General features: G+C 66.4%; 24 protein-coding genes. 13 read left to right on the forward strand and 11 right to left on the reverse strand.

Annotated elements, in window-relative coordinates:
- Positions 1–12: 12 nt before the first annotated feature.
- The 3 genes from groL to MSIMFI_RS02880 form a co-directional block, all read right to left on the reverse strand.
- Positions 13–1,638, reverse strand: a complete 1,626-nt coding sequence (gene groL, locus MSIMFI_RS02870; RefSeq protein WP_186241463.1) for a chaperonin GroEL — start codon at positions 1,636–1,638, stop codon at positions 13–15.
- 319 nt (positions 1,639–1,957) lie between these two features.
- Positions 1,958–3,394, reverse strand: coding sequence for a flavin-containing monooxygenase (locus tag MSIMFI_RS02875; protein ID WP_191496051.1), 1,437 nt, complete (start codon positions 3,392–3,394; stop codon positions 1,958–1,960).
- The gene (locus MSIMFI_RS02880) at positions 3,385–3,858 is read right to left on the reverse strand and encodes a VOC family protein (protein ID WP_191496052.1); all 474 of its coding nucleotides are present in this window, start codon (positions 3,856–3,858) and stop codon (positions 3,385–3,387) included. The genes MSIMFI_RS02875 and MSIMFI_RS02880 overlap by 10 nt, the downstream gene beginning before the upstream one ends.
- Before the next feature lie 69 nt (positions 3,859–3,927).
- Here MSIMFI_RS02880 and MSIMFI_RS02885 point away from each other — a divergent pair, with 69 nt between their 5' ends.
- Together MSIMFI_RS02885 and moeA are read left to right on the forward strand one after the other, a co-directional pair.
- A complete protein-coding gene (locus MSIMFI_RS02885) occupies positions 3,928–4,878 on the forward strand; it encodes an SDR family NAD(P)-dependent oxidoreductase (protein WP_191496053.1) in 951 nt (316 codons plus the stop codon).
- A gap of 2 nt (positions 4,879–4,880) precedes the next feature.
- Entirely contained in the window at positions 4,881–6,095 is a 1,215-nt protein-coding gene (gene moeA, locus MSIMFI_RS02890; protein WP_191496054.1) for a molybdopterin molybdotransferase MoeA, read from the forward strand.
- On the opposite strand, the gene MSIMFI_RS02895 is transcribed toward moeA, so the two are convergent.
- The gene (locus tag MSIMFI_RS02895; protein WP_191496055.1) at positions 6,092–7,291 is read right to left on the reverse strand and encodes an MFS transporter; all 1,200 of its coding nucleotides are present in this window, start codon (positions 7,289–7,291) and stop codon (positions 6,092–6,094) included. The two genes, moeA and MSIMFI_RS02895, sit on opposite strands and share 4 nt — an antisense overlap.
- 110 nt (positions 7,292–7,401) lie before the next feature.
- Here MSIMFI_RS02895 and MSIMFI_RS02900 point away from each other — a divergent pair, with 110 nt between their 5' ends.
- The 3 genes from MSIMFI_RS02900 to MSIMFI_RS02910 are packed head-to-tail and all read left to right on the forward strand — an operon-like array spanning position 7,402 to position 11,127.
- A complete protein-coding gene (locus MSIMFI_RS02900) occupies positions 7,402–8,109 on the forward strand; it encodes a phosphatidylserine decarboxylase (RefSeq protein ID WP_191496056.1) in 708 nt (235 codons plus the stop codon).
- Positions 8,106–8,966 carry a CDP-diacylglycerol--serine O-phosphatidyltransferase gene (pssA, locus tag MSIMFI_RS02905; RefSeq protein ID WP_191496057.1) on the forward strand — a complete coding sequence of 287 codons (861 nt, stop codon included), beginning with the start codon at positions 8,106–8,108 and terminating at the stop codon, positions 8,964–8,966. The genes MSIMFI_RS02900 and pssA overlap by 4 nt, the downstream gene beginning before the upstream one ends.
- Before the next feature lies 1 nt (position 8,967).
- Positions 8,968–11,127, forward strand: coding sequence for an AAA family ATPase (locus MSIMFI_RS02910; RefSeq protein WP_191496058.1), 2,160 nt, complete (start codon positions 8,968–8,970; stop codon positions 11,125–11,127).
- On the opposite strand, the gene MSIMFI_RS02915 is transcribed toward MSIMFI_RS02910, so the two are convergent.
- On the reverse strand, positions 11,124–11,708 hold the full coding sequence (locus MSIMFI_RS02915) for a TetR/AcrR family transcriptional regulator (RefSeq protein WP_191496059.1): 585 nt from the start codon (positions 11,706–11,708) through the stop codon (positions 11,124–11,126). The genes MSIMFI_RS02910 and MSIMFI_RS02915 overlap by 4 nt on opposite strands.
- Before the next feature lie 21 nt (positions 11,709–11,729).
- Here MSIMFI_RS02915 and MSIMFI_RS02920 point away from each other — a divergent pair, with 21 nt between their 5' ends.
- A complete protein-coding gene (locus MSIMFI_RS02920) occupies positions 11,730–12,206 on the forward strand; it encodes a DUF2867 domain-containing protein (protein WP_224770045.1) in 477 nt (158 codons plus the stop codon).
- Here the strand turns inward: MSIMFI_RS02920 and MSIMFI_RS02925 are convergent.
- From MSIMFI_RS02925 to MSIMFI_RS02945, 5 genes are read right to left on the reverse strand one after another with little or no spacing between them, the layout of a single operon-like run.
- Positions 12,104–12,745 carry an LON peptidase substrate-binding domain-containing protein gene (locus MSIMFI_RS02925; protein WP_191496060.1) on the reverse strand — a complete coding sequence of 214 codons (642 nt, stop codon included), beginning with the start codon at positions 12,743–12,745 and terminating at the stop codon, positions 12,104–12,106. The two genes, MSIMFI_RS02920 and MSIMFI_RS02925, sit on opposite strands and share 103 nt — an antisense overlap.
- A 44-nt stretch (positions 12,746–12,789) precedes the next feature.
- Positions 12,790–13,941, reverse strand: a complete 1,152-nt coding sequence (locus MSIMFI_RS02930; protein WP_186245547.1) for a glutamate--cysteine ligase — start codon at positions 13,939–13,941, stop codon at positions 12,790–12,792.
- Entirely contained in the window at positions 13,922–14,608 is a 687-nt protein-coding gene (gene sodC / locus MSIMFI_RS02935) for a superoxide dismutase[Cu-Zn] (RefSeq protein WP_191496061.1), read from the reverse strand. Before sodC ends, MSIMFI_RS02930 begins: the two co-directional genes overlap by 20 nt.
- Positions 14,609–14,617: 9 nt before the next feature.
- Positions 14,618–15,088, reverse strand: coding sequence for a LytR C-terminal domain-containing protein (locus tag MSIMFI_RS02940; RefSeq protein ID WP_186241455.1), 471 nt, complete (start codon positions 15,086–15,088; stop codon positions 14,618–14,620).
- Positions 15,089–15,140: 52 nt separating this feature from the next.
- Positions 15,141–15,449 carry a DUF3263 domain-containing protein gene (locus tag MSIMFI_RS02945; RefSeq protein WP_085248213.1) on the reverse strand — a complete coding sequence of 103 codons (309 nt, stop codon included), beginning with the start codon at positions 15,447–15,449 and terminating at the stop codon, positions 15,141–15,143.
- A 316-nt stretch (positions 15,450–15,765) separates the two neighbouring features.
- Here MSIMFI_RS02945 and MSIMFI_RS02950 point away from each other — a divergent pair, with 316 nt between their 5' ends.
- From MSIMFI_RS02950 to MSIMFI_RS02975, 6 genes are all read left to right on the forward strand, one after another.
- Positions 15,766–16,359 carry a peptide deformylase gene (locus tag MSIMFI_RS02950; protein ID WP_191496062.1) on the forward strand — a complete coding sequence of 198 codons (594 nt, stop codon included), beginning with the start codon at positions 15,766–15,768 and terminating at the stop codon, positions 16,357–16,359.
- A complete protein-coding gene (locus MSIMFI_RS02955) occupies positions 16,359–17,141 on the forward strand; it encodes a GNAT family N-acetyltransferase, cg3035/Rv0428c family (protein WP_191496063.1) in 783 nt (260 codons plus the stop codon). Before MSIMFI_RS02950 ends, MSIMFI_RS02955 begins: the two co-directional genes overlap by 1 nt.
- A gap of 9 nt (positions 17,142–17,150) precedes the next feature.
- Positions 17,151–17,993, forward strand: a complete 843-nt coding sequence (locus MSIMFI_RS02960) for an exodeoxyribonuclease III (RefSeq protein ID WP_191496064.1) — start codon at positions 17,151–17,153, stop codon at positions 17,991–17,993.
- A 158-nt stretch (positions 17,994–18,151) separates the two neighbouring features.
- A complete protein-coding gene (locus tag MSIMFI_RS02965; protein ID WP_186241452.1) occupies positions 18,152–18,601 on the forward strand; it encodes a hypothetical protein in 450 nt (149 codons plus the stop codon).
- Positions 18,602–18,652: 51 nt separating this feature from the next.
- Entirely contained in the window at positions 18,653–23,242 is a 4,590-nt protein-coding gene (locus MSIMFI_RS29945) for a cation-translocating P-type ATPase (protein WP_224770046.1), read from the forward strand.
- Between the two features lie 49 nt (positions 23,243–23,291).
- Positions 23,292–23,567: a hypothetical protein gene (locus MSIMFI_RS02975; protein ID WP_186245545.1), complete on the forward strand. Its 276-nt coding sequence runs from the start codon at positions 23,292–23,294 to the stop codon at positions 23,565–23,567.
- Positions 23,568–23,580: 13 nt separating this feature from the next.
- Here MSIMFI_RS02975 and MSIMFI_RS02980 read toward each other — a convergent pair whose 3' ends face one another.
- On the reverse strand, positions 23,581–24,237 hold the full coding sequence (locus tag MSIMFI_RS02980; protein WP_224770224.1) for a PAS and ANTAR domain-containing protein: 657 nt from the start codon (positions 24,235–24,237) through the stop codon (positions 23,581–23,583).
- Between the two features lie 190 nt (positions 24,238–24,427).
- On the opposite strand from MSIMFI_RS02980, the gene MSIMFI_RS27720 reads away from it, so the two are divergent.
- On the forward strand, positions 24,428–24,968 hold a 541-nt coding region (locus MSIMFI_RS27720; protein ID WP_224770047.1), incomplete at its 3' end, for a PE family protein.

Below are 24,968 nucleotides of genomic sequence, written 5' to 3' on the forward strand. Positions count from 1 at the left end.
CTCGAATTCGGACTAGAAGTCCATACCGCCCATGCCGCCGGTCGGGTCGCCCGCGGGAGCGGCCGCCTTCTCCGGCTTGTCGGCAACGACTGCCTCCGTCGTCAGGAACAGCCCCGCGATGGACGCCGCGTTCTGCAGCGCCGAACGGGTCACCTTCACCGGGTCGGCAACGCCGGCCTTCAGCAGGTCCTCGTACTCACCGGTGGCAGCGTTGAGGCCCTGGCCCGCCGGCAGGTTGCGCACCTTCTCGGCCACCACGCCCGGCTCCAGCCCGGAGTTGAAGGCGATCTGCTTCAGCGGAGCCTCCAGCGCCACGCGGACGATGTTGGCACCGGTCGCCTCGTCACCGGAGAGCTTCAGCTCCTCCAGGGCCGGGGCGGCCTGCAGCAGGGTCACGCCGCCACCGGCGACGATGCCCTCCTCGACGGCCGCCTTGGCATTGCGGACCGCGTCCTCGATGCGGTGCTTGCGCTCCTTGAGCTCCACCTCGGTGGCGGCGCCGGCCTTGATCACCGCAACACCGCCGGCCAGCTTGGCCAGGCGCTCCTGCAGCTTCTCGCGGTCGTAGTCGGAGTCGCTGTTCTCGATCTCGGCGCGGATCTGGGCAACCCGCCCGGCGATGGCGTCGGAGTCACCGGCGCCCTCGACGATGGTGGTCTCGTCCTTGGTGATGACCACCTTGCGGGCCTTGCCCAGCAGCGACAGGTCGGCGTTCTCCAGCGTCAGGCCGACCTCTTCGCTGATGACCTGACCACCGGTGAGGATGGCCATGTCCTGCAGCATCGCCTTGCGCCGGTCACCGAAGCCGGGCGCCTTGACGGCCACCGACTTGAAGGTGCCACGGATCTTGTTGACGACCAGGGTGGACAGTGCCTCGCCCTCGACGTCCTCGGCAATGATCAGCAGCGGCTTGCCGGCCTGGATGACCTTCTCCAGCAGCGGCAACAGGTCCTTGACGGTCGAGACCTTCGAGCTGACCAGCAGGATGTAGGGGTCCTCCAGGACCGCTTCCTGACGCTCGGCGTCGGTCACGAAGTAGCCCGAGATGTAGCCCTTGTCGAACCGCATGCCCTCGGTGAGCTCGAGCTGCAGGCCGAAGGTGTTGGACTCCTCGACGGTGATGACGCCCTCGTTGCCAACCTTGTCCATCGCCTCGGCGATCAGGTCACCGATCGACTGGTCGCCGGCCGAGATCGCGGCGGTGGCAGCGATCTGCTCCTTGGTCTCGACTTCCTTGGCCGACTTCAGCAGCGTCTCGGTGATCTTCTCGACGGCCTTCTCGATACCACGCTTGAGGCCCAGCGGGTTGGCGCCGGCCGCGACGTTGCGCAGGCCCTCCTTGACTAGCGCCTGGGCCAGCACCGTGGCCGTCGTCGTGCCGTCACCGGCAACATCGTCGGTCTTCTTGGCAACTTCCTTGACCAGCTCGGCGCCGATCTTCTCGTACGGGTCCTCCAGCTCGATCTCCTTGGCGATGGACACACCATCGTTGGTGATCGTGGGGGCACCCCACTTCTTCTCCAGGACGACGTTGCGGCCCTTGGGACCCAACGTCACCTTTACCGCGTCGGCGAGGCTGTTCAGGCCCCGCTCGAGGCCGCGACGGGCCTCTTCGTCGTACGCAATTGTCTTGGCCATTGCGAAGTGATTCCTCCGGATCGGGAATGAAACGGGGGTCACCGGGTGGCGGCAACCCCGTTACTTACGCTGGCCGGGCGCAGTGCCCGCGACGGACGACCAAGGATGTCGTGGAACCACGCCCAAGCCCGGTCTCACCGTCCCGACCTAGCACTCACCAGTCGCGAGTGCCAACGTCATTCTTAGCACTCGCCTATGCCGAGTGCAAGCACGAGGGGGGCCCCTAACTGTCGCCGCCGACTGTGAATCACGCGACGCTTCATCGGCGTGTCTCGTCGCGACGTTCACACTCAGGACAAGGTGCCACGAACCACGACAACTACTTCATCCAGTAGTCGCCGGGAATCATCGCGCGGGTGCGCTCGAAGAAGGTCCGGCCGCTGTAGGGCAGCTGGGTAACGACTTTGCCGCTGGGATGCCGGTAGTAGCTGTTGCAGTTCGACAGCCAGACCTTGCCTTGCATGGAGTCCTGGATCTCGTCGTTGTAGCGCCGCTGCGCGTCGGGTGTCACCTCGATGGTGCGCGCTGCGTGGCTCACCATCTGGTCCAGAAGGTAGCGGATGAAGGTCGTCTGCGCTTCGTGGATATAGATGATCGAGTTGACGCCATTCGTGTTCGGGCCGTACAGCATGAAGAAGTTCGGATATCCGGTGACCAGCGTGCCCAGATAGGCCTCGGCGCCGTCGCGCCAGTCGTCGCGAAGGTGACGCCCCCCGATTCCGTACACGTCGATGCTGGCCAGGTAGTCGGCGGCCTTGAACCCGGTGCCATAGATCACGGTGTCGACGCGGTGTTCGACGCCGTCGACGGTGCGCACGCCGTGCTCGGTCAGCTCGGCGATCGTCGCGGTTTCCAGACGGACGTGCGGCAACGCGAAGGTGGGGTACCAGTCGCGCGACATCAGCGGTCGCTTGCAGCCGACCGGATAGTCCGGCGTCAGCTTGGCACGCAGTTCGGGGTCGGCGACCTTGCGTAGCAGGTAGCCGCGCGCGAGTTCGGTCGCATCGCGCGTCTGCGCGGCGTCGGTGTCGAAGCTGGATGACTCGTAGGCGTCGAAGGCCTCGTCGCGCAGTTTCTGTGCGGCAGCCGGATCACGCTCGAACAGCTGGTGCTGCTCGGCGGCAAACGGGAAGTCGAATCGAGGAGCGATCCAGATCGGCGTCCGCTGAAACACCGTGAGATGCGCGGTCTGCGGCGCGATCGCGGGAACGTACTGCACCGCGCTGGCGCCCGTACCGATGGACGCCACCCGCTCCCCCGCCGTCGACCTGCTGTGATCCCACCGGGCCGAATGGAATTGCCGGCCCCGAAACCGTTGCACACCTGGGATGTCCGGGACGTTGGGCACGTCAAGCATCCCGACCGCACTCACCACGACGTCGAAATCGTGCTGCCGGCCAGCGTCGGTGCACAGCGTCCAGCGCTTTAGCGCGTCGGACCACCGCACCGTGGTGATGGCGGTATTCGGCCGCAAGTGAGCGCCCAACCCGTGGTCGGCGGCAACCTTCTCCAGGTAGGCGAGGATCTCGGGCTGGTTGGCGTACGTCTTGCTCCAGCGCGGGTTGGGCGCAAACGAGTACGAGTACAGATGCGAGGGGACATCGCAGGCCGCACCCGGGAAGGTGTTGTGCCGCCAAGTTCCGCCGAAACCGTCGGCGCGGTCGAAGATTGTGAAGTCGTGGCCACCGCCGGCGAGCTGGATACCCATCGCGATGCCTCCGGCGCCGGCTCCGATCACTCCGACATTCAGCCCCATTGCGCGAAATAGGGTCGCTGCGGGCGGCTTTTCTCCACGAGGATGAACACCACGCCCCACGGATCGACGAACCATGTCGTGCGAACTCGCGCTACCTCCGCGATCCCGCTGACTAGGAAGCGCACCCCCTTGCTGTCGAGCTCTGCCCGGGTCGCCTCGATGTCCTCACAGATCAGCCCGACGTGCGACAGCCCGTGATCCGTCAGGGCGGCCCGCTGGTCGGCGCCGTCGACGTTGAGGTACTCGATCACTTCGATGACGCGGTCGCCGTCGTCCCCAAATCCCACGACGGCGGCCTTCATCGCGGGGTCGGACACCAGCTCGCCCATGTCGTTGCGAATGGCGTTACCGGCCATGACATACGGCGGCGAGAGCACTTGCAGGCCCAAGACGTCGCGATAGAACGCCACCGCGGCCTCACAATCGGATACGCACACACCGCTGTGGGCCAGCCCGGTAATCACGTTCTCGACGTTACTCGTCGAAGTTGCAGGTAACAGCCGGTCCTCAACGGGTTGAGTATCTTTTGCCCCATGGGATCGAACGACAAGAACACCCGCAAATGGTCGGAGTCCGACATACCGGACCAAAGCGGCCGTGTCGTCATCGTCACCGGCGCCAACACCGGCATCGGCTACGAGACCGCCGCCGCGCTGGCCTTTCACGGTGCGCACGTCGTGCTGGCCATACGCAACCTAGAGAAGGGCAACGCCGCCCTGGCACGTATCGTCGCCGCCAAACCACAAGCCGACGTCACCCTGCAGGAACTGGATCTGAGCTCACTGGACTCGGTGCGCGCGGCCGCTAACGCACTGCGCAACGCCTACCCGCGCATCGACTTGCTGATCAACAACGCAGGGGTGATGTGGACGCCCAAGCAGGTCACCAAAGACGGCTTCGAGATGCAGTTCGGCACCAACCACCTCGGTCATTTCGCACTGACCGGGCTGCTGCTCGACCACCTGCTGCCGGTGCGCGGTTCGCGCGTGGTGACCGTCAGCAGTCTCGGCCATCGGATTCGTGCCACTATCCACTTCGACGATCTGCAGTGGGAACGTCGTTATGACCGGGTCGCCGCCTACGGGCAAGCCAAGCTGGCCAACCTGCTGTTCACCTATGAGTTGCAGCGCCGGTTGGCCGCTCAGGCAGAACAGGATCCCAAGGCGGCCACCATCGCCGTCGCCGCCCACCCGGGTGGCTCCAACACCGAGCTGGCCCGGAACCTGCCGAAAATTTTCCAGCCGGCCGTCAACATGCTGGGACCGTTGCTCTTCCAAAGCCCCGAGATGGGCGCGCTGCCAACGCTGCGGGCCGCCACCGATCCGTCCGTCATGGGCGGGCAGTACTACGGTCCAGACGGTTTCGCCGAACAACGGGGCCACCCCAAGCTCGTTACGTCCAGCGCCCAGTCCCATGACGAGGACCTGCAGCGCCGGCTGTGGACGGTGTCCGAAGAACTCACCGGCGTCAGCTTCGGAGTTTGATGATGCGATCAGTTGACGAGCATCAGCGTGTCGTAGCCGCGATGATCCGGGCCCGCGCCGCGGTTCCGGTTCCGCTCACCGACGCCCAAGGCCTGGCGCTGGCCGGCGACGTGATCGCACCGCTGTCGCTGCCGGTGTTCGACAACTCCGCGATGGACGGATACGCGGTGCGCGCCGAAGACACCTCGGGCGCAACGCCGGAACATCCGGTGGTGTTGCCGGTCGCCGAAGACATTCCAGCGGGCCGCACCGACCCGGTGACCCTGCAACCGGCAACGGCGCACCGGATTATGACCGGAGCCCCCGTGCCGGCAGGGGCGACGACGATTGTGCCGGTCGAGGCCACCGATGGTGGCGTGGAATCGGTGCAGATCCGGCAGCAAGCCCTACCTGGCAAACACATCCGGCGCGCCGGCGAAGACGTCGCCGCCGGCACCACCGTGCTGCGCAAGGGCCAGGTTGTGACACCGGCGGCGCTCGGCCTGGTCGCGGCGCTGGGACTGGCCGAACTGACGGTGATCCCACGGCAGCGCGTGCTGGTGATCTCCACCGGTTCGGAGCTGGTGTCGCCGGGCGTCCCGCTGCAGCCTGGACAAATCTATGAGTCCAACGCGGTCATGCTGGCCGGCGCGGTCCGCGAAGCCGGCGCCGACGTTGTCGCCACCCCGACCGCCGGCGACGACGTCGACCAGTTCACCGCCGCCCTGCACCGCTACGCCGCGGAGGCCGATCTGATCATCACCACGGGTGGTGTTAGCGCCGGTGCCTACGAGGTGGTCAAAGATGCCTTCGGCCGCCAAGGCATGCAAGGGGACGAGGGCGTCCAATTCGTCAAGGTGGCGATGCAGCCGGGGATGCCCCAGGGTGTCGGACGCGTGGCAAATACACCGATCGTCACGCTGCCCGGCAATCCGGTCAGCGCGCTGGTGTCCTTCGAGGTGTTCCTCCGTCCCGCGCTGCGCACGGCCATGGGCCTGCCGGATCCGCATCGACCGCAGCGGACCGCCGTGCTCACGGACACGGTGACGTCGCCGCGCGGCAAGCGACAGTTCCGACGTGCGGTGCTCGATGTCGCCGCGGGCGAAGTCACCAGCTACGGCCCACCCGCGTCACACCATCTGCGCTGGTTGGCCTCGGCCAACGGCCTGCTGGACATCCCTGAGGATGTCGAGCAGGTGTCCGCGGGAACCCGGGTGCAGGTCTGGGATCTGACCTAGTCAGTGGGTACGGCCGGCTCCCGGTGAAATCGGTCGACTGCGTCGAACGCGCTGGTGCAATAGACCGCAATCCCGGCGACCGACATCATCACCGGGAGGGTGATCAGCGCCGCCTGTAACCCGACCAACGCGGCAAGGTGTCCGATGAGCGGTGGCCCCATCACATAGCCGAGCCAGCCGGTTGCGGCCACGATAGCGATCGCCGATCCTCCGGTAGCAGTCGCTGAGTAGGCGGCGCTGAAAGCGGTTGGCACCAGCAGCGCCACGCCGGCGCCAAGCATGGCGAATCCCACCACACTCAGCACCGGATTGGCGCTCACCAGCGCCACCCCCATTCCCACGGCGGCCAGCAGCGCCAACACCGGGAGCAACCGGCGGCTGGGGATGCATGACTGGAGCCGTACCCCGCCGAATCGGGTGATCACCATCGTCAGCGTGTATGCCGCATAGCCCAGCGCGGCTGCACCCTGGCCGTGGCCGACGACGTTATGTAGGTATGTGGCCGACCAGTCGGCCGCGGCGCCCTCGCACAGCAACGAGGCGAACGACACCGCCCCAAGAATGGCCACCGCGGTCGTCATCCAGGCGCGCTTCGGCGCATCCTCGCGAGTGAGCTCGGTGTGATGGTCGGGAATCAGACGTCGGTTCAGCGCCCCCACCACGACCAGGACGACTACCCCCATGACGGCCAATTGCGCGGTCAGGCCGACGTCGGCGCTGACGGCAGCCCCGCCGATCAGAGCGCCCAGGAACGCGCCCGCGCTCCAGATGCCGTGAAACCGCGCCATGATGGCGGTTCCGATGAGCCGCTCGACCGCCGCGGCCTGGGTGTTCATCGCCACGTCCAACCCGCCCTGGAACATTCCCCACAGTGCCAACGCGGCGAACAGCCACGGTCCGGAGATCGCTAGCCCGATCGTCATTCCCGCCAGGGAGTAGCCCGCGACCGCTATCGGTACCAACCGATGGCTACCCCACCGGGGCAGCGCACAGTGGCTGAGGACCATGGCCACCACCGAACCCAGCGGTGCTCCAAACAACGACGATCCCAACTCGGCGTTGGACAGATCCAGCTTGGCCTGCACCGCGGGAATGTGGGCAGCCCAGGACGAGAACATCACCGCGTGGGCGACAAAGGCCGCAGTGACACCGACCTTCGCATTGCGTAGCTGTCGTGTCGAAATCCATTCAGTCATAGTCGGATTCCGACCCCTGCGACTGGTTCGACGTCAGCATGCCTGCCGATTACACCATCCCCGGATCGACTTGGCCCCGCCGGACACGGCTCCTTCCGTAAGATGACCGCGTGGCACGACGCCCCCGCGCCCATCCCCTCAGGGAGGGCCCCGCACATCTGCTCGAGTTGGTGCGGTCAACCATTCCGCCGATTCACCCGGCCGGGCGGCCATTCATCTCCGTCGGCCTGGCTGTTGCCGCGGCGGGATACCGCCACCGGTGGGTGCGCCGCTCCGGTCTGCTGGCGGCGGGTGCGTGCGCGGGATTTTTCCGTCACCCCACGCGAGTGCCACCCACCCGTCCCGGTGCCATAGTCGCGCCGGCCGATGGTGTGATCTGCGTGATCGACTCCGCGGCCCCGCCCGCCGAACTCAGCATGGGTGAGGCTCCCCTGCCCCGGGTGAGCATCTTCCTGTCGGTATTCGACGTCCACGTGCAGCGGGCACCGGTGAGCGGCGAGGTGATCGCCGTGCAGCACCGGCCCGGCCGCTTCGGGTCGGCCGATCTGGCCGCGGCGAGTACCGACAACGAGCGCAGCAGCCTGCGAATCCGCACGCCCAGCGGCGCTGAGGTCGTCGCCGTGCAGATCGCCGGGCTGGTGGCGCGGCGCATCGTTTGCGACGCACACGTGGGCGACAAGCTGTCGATCGGCGACACCTACGGCATGATCCGGTTCGGCTCCCGCCTGGACACCTACCTGCCGCCGGGCGTCGAACCGATCGTCAAGGTCGGGCAGCGCGCGATCGGCGGCGAGACTGTGCTGGCTGACCTGCCATGAACACCAAGCCGCGGGGCAGGCGAACCGTCAACCTGCAGATCCTTCCCAGTGCGATGACCGTGCTGTCCATCTGCGCGGGACTGACCTCGATCAAGTTTGCCCTCGAACACCAGCCGATACCCGCGATGGCGTTGATCGCCGCGGCCGCCATCCTCGACGGGCTCGACGGGCGGGTGGCTCGCATCCTGGACGCCCAGTCCCAGATGGGCGCCGAAATCGACTCGCTGGCCGACGCGGTGAACTTTGGGGTGACACCCGCGCTGGTGCTCTACGTAACGATGTTGTCGAAGTGGCCGGTCGGCTGGATGGTGGTGCTGCTCTACGCGGTGTGCGTCATATTGCGGCTGGCGCGCTACAACGCCCAACAGGACGACTTGACCCAGCCCGCCTACGCGAAGGAGTTCTTCGTCGGAATGCCCGCACCGGCGGGAGCGGTCTCGATGATCGGTCTTATCGGCCTCAAACTGCAGTTCGGCGAAGGCTGGTGGACCTCGGTGGGATTCCTGGCCTTCTGGATCGCGGGGACCTCGCTGCTGATGGTCAGCACCATCCCGATGAAGAAGATCCACACCGTTTCGGTGCCGCCGAACCTGGCGGTCGTGTTGCTGGCCGTGCTGGCTATCGCCGCCGCGGCCGCGGTACTGGCCCCCTACCTCTTGATCTGGGCGATCATCATCACCTACGTGTGCCACATTCCGTTCGCGGTGCGTAGCGAGCGCTGGCTGGCCAAACACCCCGAGGTGTGGGAAGACAAACCCAAGCAACGACGAGCCGCACGACGCGCGATCCGCCGGGCACAGCCGCAGCGCCGGTCGATGGCGCGGCTGGGATTGCGCAAGCCGGGCGGGCGGCTGTGACTTGTCCCAACAGCTCACTCTCACCGCGCGGCTGAACACCTCGGCCGTCGACTCACGTCGGGGCGTCATCCGACTGCACCCCAGCGCCATTGCCGCCCTTGGCATCCGGGAGTGGGACGCGGTATCGCTGACCGGCTCCCGGACGACTGCGGCGGTGGCGGGATTGGCAGGCCAGGGCATCCCGGGGGGCACCGGGTTGCTGGGCGACGGGACGCTGGCCAACGCGGGCCTGCGGGGGGACACCGCGGTGATAGTCAGCGCGGTCACGGTGTACGGCGCGCGATCGGTGACGCTGAGCGGCTCGAAGTTGGCCACCCAGTCGCTGTCACCGGTCACCCTGCGGCAGGCCTTGCTCGGCAAGGTGATGACTGTCGGCGACGCGGTGTCGCTGCTGCCCCGCGATCTGGGGCCAGGCACATCCACCTCATCGGCCAGCCGCGCGTTGGCCTCGGCGGTTGGGATCAGCTGGACATCGGAGCTGTTGACCGTTACCGGGGTCGATCCCGAGGGGCCGGTCAGTGTGCAACCGAACTCGCTGGTGACATGGGGCACCGGTGTCGCGTCCAGCGCCCCGACACCCGTCAGCGTCGCAAGTCCGGAGATCCAGGTCGAGGAACTCAAGGGCGCCCAGCCGCAGGCCGCCAAGCTCACCGAATGGCTCAAGCTCGCCCTCGACGAGCCGCACCTGCTGAAAAGCCTGGGCGCAGACAGCAACCTGGGCGTGCTGGTGTCGGGTCCGGCCGGCGTGGGCAAAGTGACGCTGGTGCGCGCGGTGTGCGCCGGTCGCAGGCTGGTGCAGCTGGACGGCCCCGAGGTTGGCGCGCTGGTCGCCGACGACCGGCTCAAAGCCGTGGCCGCTGCCGTTGAGGCGGTGCGCGGGTCAGGCCGCGACCGCGGCGGAGTGCTGCTGATCACCGACGTCGACGCGTTGCTGCCGGCCACCCCGGAGCCGGTGGCCGCGCTGATCCTGGGTGAGCTGCGCACCGCGGTGGCCACCGACGGCGTGGCATTGATCGCCACCTCCGCACGACCGGACCAGCTGGATGCCCGGCTGCGCGCACCCGACCTGTGCGACCGCGAGTTGGGCTTGCCGCTGCCCGACGCCGCCACTCGCAAGGCGCTGCTGGAGGCGCTACTCAAGCCGGTGCCCACCGGCGATCTCGATCTCGATGAGATTGCCAGTCGCACACCGGGTTTCGTCGTTGCCGACCTGGCTGCGCTGCTGCGGGAAGCGGCGCTGCGGGCCGCCTCGCGGGCCAGCGCCGATGGCCAACCACCGAAGCTGAGTCAAGACGATTTGATCGGCGCGCTAACGGTTATCCGGCCGTTGTCGCGGTCGGCCGGCGAAGAGATATCCGTAGGAAACGTCACGCTCGACGACGTCGGCGACATGGCCGACGCCAAACAGGCGCTCACCGAAGCCGTGCTGTGGCCGCTGCAGCACCCGGACACGTTCTCTCGGTTGGGCGTCGACCCGCCGCGCGGGGTGTTGCTGTACGGCCCACCGGGCTGCGGGAAGACCTTCGTGGTCCGCGCGCTGGCCAGCACCGGGCAGCTGAGCGTGCACGCGGTCAAAGGCTCTGAGCTGCTGGACAAGTGGGTGGGCTCCTCGGAGAAGGCGGTCCGTGAGTTATTCCGACGTGCCCGAGATTCCGCGCCATCGTTGCTGTTTCTCGACGAGGTGGATGCGCTGGCGCCACGGCGCGGCCAGAGCTTCGACTCGGGCGTGACTGACCGGGTGGTGGCCGCGCTGCTGACAGAGCTCGACGGCATCGACCCGCTGCGCGATGTTGTCGTGCTGGGCGCGACCAACCGGCCCGATCTCATCGACCCGGCACTGCTGCGCCCCGGCCGGTTGGAACGGCTGGTGTTCGTCGAGCCGCCCGACGCCGAGGCCCGACGCGAAATCCTGCGCACCGCAGGCAAATCCATTCCGTTGAGTGACGATGTCGACCTCGATGACGTGGCGGCCGGACTCGACGGCTACAGCGCCGCCGACTGTGTGGCGCTGCTCCGCGAGGCCGCGCTGACGGCGATGCGCCGTTCCATCGACGCCGCCGACGTCACCGCGGGCGATCTGGCGGCCGCCCGCGAAAGGGTGCGTCCCTCGCTGGATCCGCTGCAGGTGGATGCGTTACGCGCCTTCGCGCAAGCCTTTTAGTGGCTCTGCAACAGTGCCAGGGCCGCCGCCGCGACATCGGACTCCAGCCAGTCGGGCAGGGGATCGTCGTAGGCATGGCGCCGCACCACGGCATACGGCAGGTCGACAACGGCCCTGCTTACGGCGTCGACGGCACGGGGATCGCCAGTGTCGTACAGCTGTGCGGCCAGCTCGCGCACCCGCTCGATGAGCGGGGCGTTCATGGCGGCGAGGGTCTTGCGGAACTCCGCGTCGGGTTGGCCGTCGACTAGATCGCTCGGGCGGACGGCCAACAGCAGCCGGGCGTCATCGGGGACCTCACGCGCGAAGGTGATAGCCGCCACTGCCATCGCGGTGGCGGTATCTACGGCGGAATCGCCTGTTGCGGCAAGTGCGCGCGATTGGAATCGCTGCAGTGCACGAAGCCAGGCAGCGCTTACCACACCATCTCGATTGCCGAACCGGTGATACAGCGTGCCGGCGGGTGCGCCACTGGCCTTGGCTATCGCCGCAACGCTGGCCGCGCGCGGTCCGTGCGAAAGCACCAGGGCACGCGTTGCGTCCAGGATCACATCGGTCTCATGCTTACGCGGAGGCGCCACGATCTAGTATGGTCCTTCTATATGGAACGATTATCCTATATCGACGAGCATGCTATCTCGGTCCGCGCATCTGCAGAGGAAGCCTGGTCGGCCGTGCTGCGTAAAATTTGTCGCGATCCCAGCGACCCGACTTTAGCTCCCAAGGTTCCGCTCGGCTTCCGACTCGAGGAAGCGAAACCCCCGCAACGGCTTTCGCTGAAGGGCCGGCATCTGTTCGCCAGCTACCGACTGGTGTTCGAGTTGGAGTCCGAGCGCGACGGTATCCAGGTGCGTGCGCTGACTTTTGCGGCCTTTCCAGGGCTTCGCGGCAGGGTTTACCGTGCGCTGGTCATCGGCAGCGGCGGACATCGAATCGTGGTGCGCCGCATGCTGAAATGCATCGCCGACGCGGCACGCTACTCGGACAGCTGGAACTCCACGATGGCGGCGACGGAATCGACGGCCTCGCTCAGCGCGGCGAACCGAGCCGCGGCCGACGGCGCCGCCAGCACCGAGTAGCGATCGGCCGTGCCGATCGGGACGTGAGACGCTAACGCATAGAGCCGTTGTCCGGGATCGCCTTCGCGGGGGCCCAGCAACTCATCACGGTCGGGCATGTCGGCGCCGCGGGCGGCCACGATCCGTTCGAATAGCGCTAGCACCCGGTCCTCGATCTCCAGCAACTGGTCTTCGGTCACCGGATCTCCCGGCTCGTCCGGCCAGATCTGCACGGTCGCCCGCGGATAGGGATCGTCGGGCAGCCAATCGCGCACCCGGAGCCGCTCGCCCGTCCGGCAGCGCAGCACGTAATGGCCGGCACCCTGATCGACGCATTCGTCGATCCGCGCCAAAGTACCTACGTTACAACGCGATTCACCGCCACCAACCTCGCTGCCACGGGAGATGAGAACGGTCCCGAACGGATCGCCGGTGTCGACACAGTGGCGCACCAGCACGCTATAACGGGGCTCGAAGATGCGCAGCGGGAGATCCTGGTTGGGCAGCAGCGCCGACTCGAGCGGAAACATAGCCAACTCGACCGGTGCAGAATCCGCCATGAACTAAACCTAAGAGGTTCCGGGATAGCCGTCGAGACCGGTGGCTAGATTTGGAGTTCGGCAACGAGCGCGTCGACAACCGCGCGCAGGTCTCCGTCGTGCTCCTCGGCCACCCGCCGCTGTCGCTGGTACGAGGCACCATAGCGGTAGATGTCGGAGACCGCGGCCAGTTCGTCGGCGCAGTGCAATGATTTCGCGACCGGCTCCAGCCGCGTCAGCACATCGTCGAGATCCTCGGTAACCAGCCGCTCGTTACTGTCGGCGTCCAAGATGATCACCGCATCCAGGCCGTAGCGAGCGGCACGCCACTTGTTTTCCTGGACATGCCACGGCGGCATGGTCGGCAGGCTTTCGCCAGCGTCCAGTCGCCGATCGAGATCGACGATCAGGCAATGCGTCAGCGCCACCAGCGCGCCCAGCTCACGCAGGTTGGACACCCCGTCGCAAATCCGTACCTCAAGGGTGCCCAGATGCGGTGACGGCCTTATGTCCCAACGGATTTCGTCCATGTGGTCGATAATCCCGGTCTTCTTCTGGTCGTAGACGAAGCCTTCGAACTCCGCCCAAGTCTGAAAGTGGAACGGCAGTCCAGCGGTGGGCAACTGCTGAAACATCATCGCCCGGTTGCTGGCGTACCCGGTGTCTTCGCCACCCCACCAGGGCGAGGACGCCGACAGCGCCAGCAGGTGCGGGTAGTAGTTGAGCAGCGACGTCAGGATCGGCATCACCTTGTTGGCCGACGAGATCCCGACATGTACATGCACACCCCAGATCAGCATCTGGCGGCCCCACCACTGGGTGCGCTTGATCAGCTCGGCGTAGCGCGGCGCATCGGTGAGCTTCTGGGTGGACCACCGGGCGAACGGGTGCGTACCTGCGCAGAACAGCTCCATGCCGCGGTCCCGGACGATCTGGCGTGCGGGACCCAGCGTGTCGCGTAGATCCTCCATCGCCTGCCCGGCACATTCGCAGATGCCGCTGACAATTTCCACGGTGTTGCGAAGCAATTCCTTGTGCACGCGCGGGTTTTCGCCGATCTCGGCAATGACCGCGGTGGCCTCGTTGCTCAGATCGCGGGTCTGCGCGTCGACGAGTGCGAATTCCCATTCGACGCCCACGGTCGGCCGCGGTGAGCGGGCGAAATCGATGCGGTTAGCCGCTCTAGTGGCCGGCGAGCTAGCCGGAACCGATGACACCGCACGCCACCCGCTTGCCGGCGTCACCGGTGGTCATCGTCGTCTCGTCGGGCCCCGGCGTCCCGTTGACCTGGGTATAGCGATCCGTCGGGATGTTGGCGAAATTGTCTGCGCCAGCATGAATGATGATCGCGGTCTTTTCCCCGCTCACCAGATCGTCCATGGTGAAGGCATCCGTCGTGGTCACCAACATCGCCGAACCGTCCTTACGTACCTGCAGCGAAGTCAGGTCACCGCTGGAAATGTAATGTCCGCTATGTCCCGGCACCTGGAAGTGTCCACCGGCAGACAGGAAGTCGCCGGGCGCACCACCGGTTGGGGCAACCGAGTTTGCCTCGCACTTGCCCACTTTGTGGATGTGCACCCCGTGGAAACCGGGCGACAGCACGCCGACGCTGGTCGTCGCGATCGTGACAGTGGCATAGCCGTTGCTGAATTCGAACTTAGCGGTCGCGACCTGTGTGCCATCGGGTGTCCGCAGGATGGTGGTCAGGCTCTCCGCGGCGGGCGGAGCCCCCTCCTGATCGTGACCCGAGGTTCCCGACGGCGCAGGCGATCCGGTCCATACCGACGGGGTGGTGCCCGGGGTTGACGACCCATGTTGGGGCGATGAGCACGCGCTCAACAGGGCAACGCAAACGGCCAGAAACAAGGCGGGCTTAGGCATAGCGAGAGCCTAGCCCGTCACCAAGACGATGACTCCGGGCGGTTGGTCTGCGAGTGCCGAGATTCGCCGCTCGACCGGTGCTCCCAGCTTCTGGCCCACCGCGTCCGCGGTAGCCCTCTCGCCCTCGGCATCGCTGTAATACACCGTGGTGGCCGAGACGTCCGATACCGAAAGGTTGGTGACCTCGGTCACCTTGAAACCGGCCGCCTTGAGCTCATCCGCGGTGCGCCCGGCGACGCCGTCTTTGCCCGAGATGTTGTAGACACGAACCTCAGCCTGGTTGGCGGCGGGTTTTGCGCTGGTCGAGGTCGGCGCCGTCGTGGTGGTCATAGTGGGCACCGGCGACGCGGAGTCATCGTCGGAGTTCCCGGAACCCAATGCCTGCCAGCCCAGCAGCAGAAAGATGACACCGAGGAACAACAGCACCATCACCATGGCCCGCAGTGGAAGCCCCGAAGAGTCGGGTACGCGCTCATTCATCGAGCCCACTGTAGCCAGCAGACGGCCAGAACCTGCAAAAGCCCTTCAGGCGTCAGGTCACCTCGAAGCCGAGCCGCCGCGCGGCCCGCGCCTTCTGCCGGCTGGCGCGTAGCCGTCGCAACCGCTTCACCAGCATCGGGTCAGCAGCCAGTGCTTCGGGCCGGTCCACCAGCGCATTGAGCACTTGGTAGTAGCGCGTCGCCGACATGGAGAACAGCTCTTTGATCGCTTCCTCCTTGACACCGGCGAACTTCCACCACTGGCGTTCGAATGCCAAGATGTCGTGCTCGCGACGGGTCAGCCCATCGGCGACTTCAGAATCGTCCCCCGCTCGATTTGCCCGCGCCATGGCGCTGTCCATATCGCTTCCCCTGGACCCTTCCGAATGACTTGACCGACAGAGGGGCATGTTTTGCGCGAATATTGAATCATGCCCGGAACTGTTGGGCGGTAATCCCGACCCGCGAGTCGGCCCACTTGCTTGCAGAAGCCCAATTGCCCGGCTCCTCACCCCGCCGCTATGCGGCGGCGATTGTCGCCAGGCAGAAGCCCAATTGCCCGGCTCCTCACCCCGCCGCAATGCGGCGGCGATTGTCGCCAGGCAGAAGCCCAATTGCCCGGCTCCTCACCCCGCCGCTATGCGGCGGCGATTGTCGCCAGGCATAAGCTAGCCGACCATGGCAGTCGTACCCATCCGGATTGTGGGCGATCCGGTCCTGCACACCCCGACGACGCCGATACCGGTCGCCACAGACGGATCGCTCCCGGCCGATCTGCCCGAACTGATCGCCACCATGTACGACACTATGGACGCCGCCAATGGGGTCGGCCTGGCCGCCAACCAGATCGGGTACGGACTGCGCGTCTTCGTCTACGACTGCGCCGAGGACCGCGGCTTGACCAGCCGCCGCCGCGGTGTCGTCATCAATCCGGTGCTGGAGACCTCCGAGATCCCCGAGACCATGCCCGACCCGACCAACGACGACGAGGGTTGCTTATCGGTCCCCGGTGAGTCATTCCCCACCGGACGGGCCAAGTGGGCACGAGTCACCGGACTCGACGCCGACGGCAGTCCGGTCGCCATCGAGGGCACCGGCCTGTTCGCGCGGATGCTGCAGCACGAAACCGGGCACCTGGATGGATTTCTCTACCTTGATCGCCTGATCGGCCGGCATGCCCGCGCCGCGAAACGAAGTGTCAAGTCACACGGCTGGGGCGTGCCCGGATTGTCGTGGCTGCCGGGCGAGGGTCCCGACCCGTTCGGTCACTAATGGTCTCCTGGCCGAACCTCGGGACGCGGGTGGCAGTCCGCTACCGCCGCCCCGCCGGTTCGGTCCCGCCGCTGACCGACGCGGTAGGACACCTGCTGGCGGTCGACCCCGCGGTGCGAGTGCAGACAAAGCGGGGCGCCGTCGTCGAGTTCTCGCGCGCCGACGTCGTGGCGCTGCGGGTGCTCACCGACGCCCCGGTGCGCACCTCCGAGATCCGGAATCTCGAGCACGCCGCCGCCGCGGCCTGGCCCGGCGTTGAGCAAGCCTGGGTGGACGGCTGGCTGCTACGGGCCGACCCCGGAGCTACACCCGTCACCAATTCGGCTGTACCGCTGGATATTTCAGCTCGAACAGCTGCCATTCCGGCGATCGTTGACTGGTACACACAACGCAACCTGACACCACTGCTGGCCATCCCCGACCGCTTGCTGAAGCTGCCGCCAGGCCTGGCGAGCGAGCACACCGAGCAAATCCTGGTGCGCGACGTGTCGAGCGTCACGCCAGCGTCACCGCCGGACCCGAGCGCCACGCTAGAGCAGCCGCCGCTCGCACGCGCCGCAGTCACCGACGCACCCGACGGCACCCGGTGGGTCGGCCTGTCGGCGATGCCGGGAGCACAGAGCCGGGTATGTGAAGCACTCTTGGCCGGGGGCGCCAACCGCGGCGCGACCCGTAGCTATATGCGCGTGCTCGACACCGACACGCCCGCGCTCGCAGAGTCCCTGGGGTTCCGACTGCATCATCGCAGCCGGTATGTCGTGCCACCTGACAGCTTGAGATAGGAGGGACCCATGCCCGACGGCACAGATAATGGCGGCGACCCGCTGCTACGGCTGGCCACCTGGAATGTGAATTCGATTCGCACCCGCCTGGACCGCGTCGTCGATTGGCTTGCGCGCGCCGACGTCGACGTGCTGGCCATGCAGGAGACTAAGTGCTCGGATAGCCAATTCCCTGCCCTGCCATTGTTCGAACTCGGCTACGAGGTCGCACACGTCGGCTTCAACCAATGGAACGGCGTGGCGATCGCATCCCGCGTCGGTCTCGACGACGTGCAGGTCGGCTTCGATGGTCAACCCACCTGGAGCAGCAAGCCGGAGGTAGCGGCCACGGCAGAGGCCCGCGCACTGGGCGCCACCTGCGGCGGTGTGCGCGTGTGGAGCCTGTATGTGCCCAACGGCCGCACCCTGGACGACCCCCACTACATCTACAAATTGGATTGGCTTGCCGCGCTGCGTGATACGGCCGAGGGATGGCTACGCGACGATCCCATGGCTCCGATCGCACTGGTCGGCGATTGGAACATCGCTCCTACCGACGACGACGTGTGGAGTACCGAGTTCTATCGAGGCAGCACCCACGTCTCCGAGCTGGAACGCAAGGCGTTCAATGCCATCGTCGACGCGCAATTCGCCGATGTGGTAAGGCCTTTCAACCCGGGCCCCGGGGTCTACACCTACTGGGACTACACCCAGCTACGGTTTCCGAAGAAGCAGGGCATGCGGATCGACTTCATCCTGGCCTCGCCTGCGTTGGCCGATCGCGTGGTCGACGCGCAGATCGTGCGCGAGGAGCGCAAAGGCAAGGCGCCCAGTGATCACGCGCCGGTGCTGGTCGATCTGCGCGACACGTAAGTAGCTTGGCGTTGTCTGTGTGTTCGCGACGTGGCAGGCTTGCATGTCTTAGGTGCTTGACAGAATCTCAAAGTGCTGTGAATGCAGACTGTGGGTTAACAGGTGTAAAACGGTAGTTATACGTTTTGGAACGAAAGCAATCTGGGCCAGGAGTCATCATGGGTGTCGTCGGCGGGGCAGTTCGGGGGATGGGTCGAACGGTGAGTCGCGCAGCGACGGCGACCACAGCGGCCGCGGGCGCAGTAGGCGGCGCGGCGGTCAACGGAGTTGCCGGTGGTGTGACCGGCGCCGCAAAGGGCATTCAAAAAGGACTCAGCAGTGGCAGCAAGTCGACCGCGGCAGCCGCTTTGGCCATAGGTGCAATCGGCGTCACCGGAATCGTCGATTGGCCAATCCTGTTGGCCGTCGGCGGTGGGGCGTTGTTGTTGCGGAAGATGAACAACAACAAGCCAGAGGTGTCCGCACCGCCGGTGAAGGCGAAGCTGACGCCGGTGCCGACCAAGCCGTCGCCTGAGAAGGCCCAGCCACACAAGGCCGCCCCTAAATCGGCGGCCAAGAAGTCGGCGGGCCGCCGCACGGGTGCCACCGAGTTGCGCAGCACGAACTAGTCGGCACCCCTTGAGCAGCCGTTGAGCATTGCCACATCGGTAAGAAAGTCTGTGCCGTTTCGCGCCGCCGCGATTGGCCTGCAGGCGACCACCGTCCTCACCAACACATCGATCAGCGCCGCGACAGCTCTTGCGGGCACGCTGGGGCAGACGGCGGGATCGGTCGCTAAGGCTGGAATCGAGATCGCCGCGATCCCGTTGCGGGAGGGAGCCAAGGCGCTTTCTGGCGAGCTTTCCCGCGAGACGCTTAGCCGGCACTGTTGGCGGGGCGAGAGCCGCGCCTGGATCGAGGTGCGCGGCCTCGACGAAACGGGCGACGGTGAATTCGGGCGTCTCGTGCTCGACGCGGTCCGAGCCCACCCCGGCGTGACGTCGGTCAGCCTCAACTACCCCTTATCGCGTGTCGTCGTCGGCACCAACGGTAAGGACACCTCATTGGATGACCTGTGCCGCATCATCGATGACGTCGAAACACGTTGTCGCCCAATCCAAGACCCGCCCGGTGCACCACCACCAAGTCTGCCGGGCGACGGCCTGGTGCTGGCCACCAGAGCGGTGACGCTGGCAGCCAACGCGGCCGGTCTGGGCTTAGCGCTCACCGGCCGATTGCTGCGCTGGCCGCGATTGCCGATCGGTGTCCTCGCGGGCGTGGTGGCGGTGGACTACCAGCCCCTGCTGCGCCGTCTGCTTGAGGGCGGGATCGGTAGACCCGCGACGGACACGCTGATGACATTGGCGACGGCGGCAGCGGAAACCGTCACCCAATCACCGGCGTCATTGTCGGTGGGTTTGCTGATGCAGTCGCTTAAAACCGCCGAGTGCCGTGCCCAGGCACGTGCGTGGCAACAGCATGAACCCGAGTTGGCGCGCCACGCCGATCAACCGGCCTCGAGCGCGAAGCGGCCACCGCCGACCTCCGGACCCGGCGAGCGCAACGCCGCACGTTTCGCGCTCCTGCAGGCGCTCAGCGCCGGGCTGATCGGCGCCGGCACCCGCGACGTGAATGTGGCCGCCACCGCCGCCCTGGTGACCGCCCCCAAGGCCAACCGGACCACACCCGAGGCATTTGCTGCGGCGCTTGGACACGGATTGGCCAATCAACACGGGGTATTGGCGTTGCGGCCAAAGAGTCTGCGCCGGTTAGACCGCGTCGACGCGATTGTCATCGATCCGCGAGTGTTGTGTACCGACAGCATGCGGGTCGCGCGGATCCGAGGCGCCGACGAGGCCGAGCTGTCGGTGGCCTGGAACCGTGCCCAACTCATGCTGGAGCGAAACGGTCTGCGCCCGGGTTGGCGGCCGGTGCCCGGCATTTCGGCCGATCAGCCGGATACCAAAGTCGAGGCGCTGTTGCTTCCCACGCACGACCCGCTGGCCTCCGCCGTCGTTGCCGAGGCACACCGCACCGGGGCGGAACTCGTCACTGTGGAGACCGACTCGCTGGATGAGCTGCGGCCCGCGTTCGACGACATCCGACCCCCGAAGAGCGCCGCGAATGGATCCCCGGACGACGCCGTCGACAAGGCCCTAGCCCGCGCGGTTACTGACCTGCAGAAGGCGGGCCGAACGGTAGCCGTGTTGTCATCGTCTGGCGCGCAAGCGATTTCTTCTGCCGACTTGGCACTGGGCGTAATGCCACGGCAGGGTCCACCGCCCTGGGATGCCGACCTCTTGTTGCCCGACCTTGCAGCTGCCTGGCGAGTCCTGCACGCGCTGCCGGCAGCCAAGTCGGCAACCCAGCGAGGCGTCGGAATATCCGCTGGCGCAACAGCGATGGGCTCGCTATTTCTCATTCCCGGTGTCCGCGGCATTGGGACCGGCCCAGTCACCGCCGGCGCCGCCGCCGGTATGCTCTCGGGATATCTGATGGCGCGCGGCGTCATCGGCGCAGAACGCCCGCGCCCGGCCGCCAGCCACGAATGGCACGCAATGTCGGTCGAACAAGTCCGTAAAACATTGCCCCCGCCGGAGCCGCCCGCGGAATCCGACGAGGGGCGTACCGGGGCGCTCGCCGGCGGCCTCGAAGCGGCCCAACGAGTCGCGCAGCTGGCCGAAACACCCGCGCAAGCCATCTGGCAGCTCATCAAGGCCGTCCGCGCCGAATTATCCGACCCGCTGACCCCGGTGATGGCGCTCGGTTCGGCAGCCAGTGCGGTGCTCGGTTCGCCAGTCGATGCGGTACTGGTTGGGACGGTACTGACGGGAAACTCGATACTGGCGGCGGCCCAGCGGTTACGAGCCGAGAAACGGTTGCATCACTTACTGGCTCAACAAATTCCACCGGCCCGCACAGTAGTCGCCGCTGCGCACGGTGAGCGGGCATACGTCCACGTCGACGCGGCGCTCCTGCGGCCCGGCGACGTCATCGAAGTCCGCACCCACGAGGTGGTGCCGGCCGACGCCCGGGTCATCGAGGAGGTCGACGTCGAGGTCGACGAGTCAATGCTCACCGGCGAGTCGTTGTCGGTGCAGAAGCAGGTCGAGGCGACACCCGGTGTCCCCCTCGCTGAGCGTCGCTGCATGCTGTTCGCCGGCACCACCGTGGTCGCAGGCACCGCGGTCGCGCTGGTGACCGCGGTGGGCGCCGACACCCAGCAGCGACGCGCCGCCGATCTGGTATCCGGCGAGTTGTCATCGGAAATCGGCCTGCAACATCAGCTCGGCCAGCTCACCAATCGGGCACTCCCCGTCAGCGTGACCGGCGGTGCGCTGGTTGGAGCGCTCGGGTTGTTGCGCCGCACCGGGTTGCGGCACGCGGTGGCCAGCGGCATAGCCATCGCGGTCGCAGCGGTTCCCGAAGGGATGCCCTTGGTGGCAACCCTGGCGCAAGCTGCGTCGGCACGACGATTGACGAAATTCGGTGCGCTGGTTCGTGTTCCGCGTTCGGTCGAGGCTCTCGGCCGCATCGAGGTGGTCTGCTTCGACAAGACCGGAACGCTTAGCGAGAACCGGCTGCGGGTCTCGCGGGTCCAACCCGCACCGGGCTATTCGGGTGAGGAGGTGCTGCGCTGCGCGGCGCACGCCGCGCCGGTGACCAATGGCGGTCCGCAGGTGCACGCGACCGACGTTGCCATTGTCGAGGCCGCCGCAGCAGCGGATGCCTCCGTCGGTGACCTCCACAATGGCGGCTCCACTCCTACCGCGCACCTACCGTTTCGCTCCGGCCGGTCATTTTCGGCCTCGGCGACGGGTACCGAGTTGACCGTCAAGGGTGCACCCGAGGTGGTGCTGGCCGCGTGCGGGGACGTCACGTCGATGGACAGCACCGTCGCCGCGCTGGCGGCACAGGGGTTGCGGGTGATCGCCGTGGCGCAGCGCCGGCTGACCCCACAACAAGCTCGGGCGATCCAGGAAAGCCCCGATAACATCGCCGAATTCTGCTCGGATGGGTTGACCCTGGCAGGATTCCTCGGATTGTCCGACACTCCGCGTGCCGAGTCCGCTGGCCTGATCGCGAATCTGCGCCAGCAAGGGGTGGGCATATTGCTGATCACCGGCGATCATCCGATTACCGCGAAGGCCATCGCCGAGGAACTTGGCCTCCCGGTGACTGCGGATCAGGTCATCAGCGGTCCCGAATGGGACTCGTTGTCACGCAAGGACCAAGAGCGCGTCGTCACCGAGCGGGTGATATTCGCCCGGATGACACCGGAGAACAAAGTCCAGGTTGTCCAGACGCTCGAGAATGCCGGCGTGCGCACGGCGATGGTCGGTGACGGAGCCAACGACGCCGCCGCTATCCGAGCGGCCACGGTCGGTATCGGGGTGGTCGCGCGCGGCAGCGATCCGGCTCACACTGTGGCCGACGTTGTGTTGGTCGACGGCCGAATCGATGCGCTGTTGGAGGCCATCGAAGAAGGACGCCAGCTGTGGCGGCGGGTGCAGGCCGCCGTGGCAGTGCTGCTCGGCGGTAATGCCGGTGAAGTGATCTTCGCGATCATCGGCAGTGCGATCACCGGGACTTCGCCCCTAAATACCCGCCAACTGCTGCTGGTGAACACGTTGACCGACGCGCTGCCGGCTGCGGCCCTTGCCGTCAGCAAGCCCCGCAGCCAAGTGGACCCCAACCTACGCGGCGCAGATCAGGCCGCGTTGTGGAACGCCGTCGCCATCCGCGGCGTCACCACGGCGGCGGCGGCGACGGCCGCGTGGGCGATGGCTGGGTTCACGGGGCTGCCGCAACGCGCGTCCACCGTGGCGCTGGTCGCGCTGGTGGCAGCCGAATTGGGCCAGACGTTGCTCGAGTCGCAGGCCCCGATGGTGATGCTGACCGCGCTGGGCTCACTCGCGCTGGTGGGAATCCTGATCAGCATTCCGGGCGTCAGCCAACTGCTCGGCTGCACCCCGCTCGGACCGCTCGGCTGGGCACAGGCCCTAGGAGCCGCGACTGCTGCGACCATCGCAGTGGCCATCCTGAGTCGTGTGCTGACGGGTCGGGACAAATCCGACCCTGAAAACCCCCGGGCGCCGCAAGATTCCCCGCCGGGCGGCGCTTCGCGGGGTCCGTCTCGCGAACCTCGACAACCCCAACGCGCCACAGCACCGCGTAAAGCTCCCGCAACGGCACGGTCAGCAACACGGCAATCGACGAAACCAGCGGATCGGACTGAGCGTCGGTCCTCGTCATACGTCAGACGGTGACCGCACCGTCCTGCCTAGCGGCAAACCCTTAGTTACTGAAAGGCAAATGATGGCCGAAAAGAAGGCTCGCCGGGAAACCTCCCAGCGTGACGCTGTGAAGAAGATTCGTGAAGCCGAGACCTTTGCGGTGAACCTGCCGGTGGTGGGGCAAGTGGCCATTCCACGCCCCGAACAGCTGGCCTACTACGGCGGTCTGGCCGCCCTGGCCGCCTTCGAACTTATCGACTGGCCGGTCGCTCTGGTCATCGCTACCGGACACGTATTGGCCAGTAACCACCACAACCGGCTGCTGGAAGAATTTGGCGAGGCGCTGGAAGAGGCCTGACCGGCTCGAATGGCTACCGGGCGGAGTCGGCAGGGATGCGCTCGTGCACCGTCAGCAATAGATGGTCGAACTGGTTTTGGGCAGTAGCCGACGGTGCTGTCAGCATGGCGACTTCGGCAAGCAGTTGCGTCGCCAGCGCGCGCAACTTGGTGTTTGTCTCTTGCGACCGCCACTGCAAGACGCGGAATGCCTGATCGGCACTGACCCGATACACAAACATCAGCACGCCCTTGGCCTGCTCGATGGCCGCCCGATTCTCAAATAAGCCCGGAAGAGCGTCGTCGAGCACCTCCTGCCTCGTCTCGTGTCGGGTTTCATCCAAGGTGTCGGTGAGGTCGATGTAATGACCGGCGGTACCTACCACCGCACCCGCCTCGTCGAGCATGCGATCAGCCACAACGATCGCGTCGTGCACCTTGCCCGTGGTGTCGACGAACCGGTGCCGACTCGAAAACGACTCTCCCGACCGCAATGCGTAATCAAGCATGTCCTGGACGGCCGCACGGTCGTCCGGATGCTTGTGGGACAACAGCAGTTTCGTCGTTGGCACCACCGATCCGGGTTCATATCCGTGCATCCGCGCTACCTCGTCAGACCACTCCCAATGTTGACCGGCGAACCAGAAGCGGAAACTGCCCACGTTCAAGTACTTGCCGGCCGCGGCGCCCATCGACTGGTCTTGGCTACCGGGTGTCGGTGTGCATTTCTGGATGGGTTGGTGCACGTTTTGCATCATCCCACTCGACAGTTGCGACTGCTACTTTGTGCACTCTGCCGCGATCGGCGTGAATCCGACGAATTCGCTGGGCAACGACGATAGGCTCCACCTCTGGTCGTTATGAGCTGGTCGGAGGTAGGGGATGTCGTTTGTGATCACGTCGCCAGCGGCGGTGGCCGCCGCGGCAACGGATCTGGCCAATATTGGGTCCACGATCAGCGCGGCAAATCTGGCGGTGGCGGCTCCGACGACGGGCGTGCTCGCCGCGGGCGCCGATCAGGTGTCGGCGGCGGTCGCGGCTCTGTTCGACGCCCATGCCCAGTCCTATCAGCTGCTGAGCGCCCAGGCGTCGGCGTTTCATGAACAGCTTGTGCAGACCTTGAACGCAGGTGCAGGATCGTATGCCAGCGCCGAAGCCGCCAACGTCCAGCAGGCTCTGCTGGACGCGATCAACGCGCCCACTCAGACGCTGTTGGGCCGCCCGCTGATCGGCGACGGCGCCAACGCGACCACGCCCGGCGGCAGCGGCGGCGCGGGCGGCATCCTGTGGGGCAATGGCGGTGACGGTGCAGCGGGGGCGGAGGGCCAGGCCGGCGGGGGGGGGGGGGGAGGCGGGATAATCGGGGAGGGCGGGTGGGTCTTATACCCAACTGACGCGGCCCGCGAGACGCCCGGGGTAGGTG

Origin of the sequence: Mycobacterium simulans (assembly GCF_900232995.1) — a bacterium.
GTDB classification, from domain to species: Bacteria; Actinomycetota; Actinomycetes; order Mycobacteriales; family Mycobacteriaceae; genus Mycobacterium; species Mycobacterium simulans.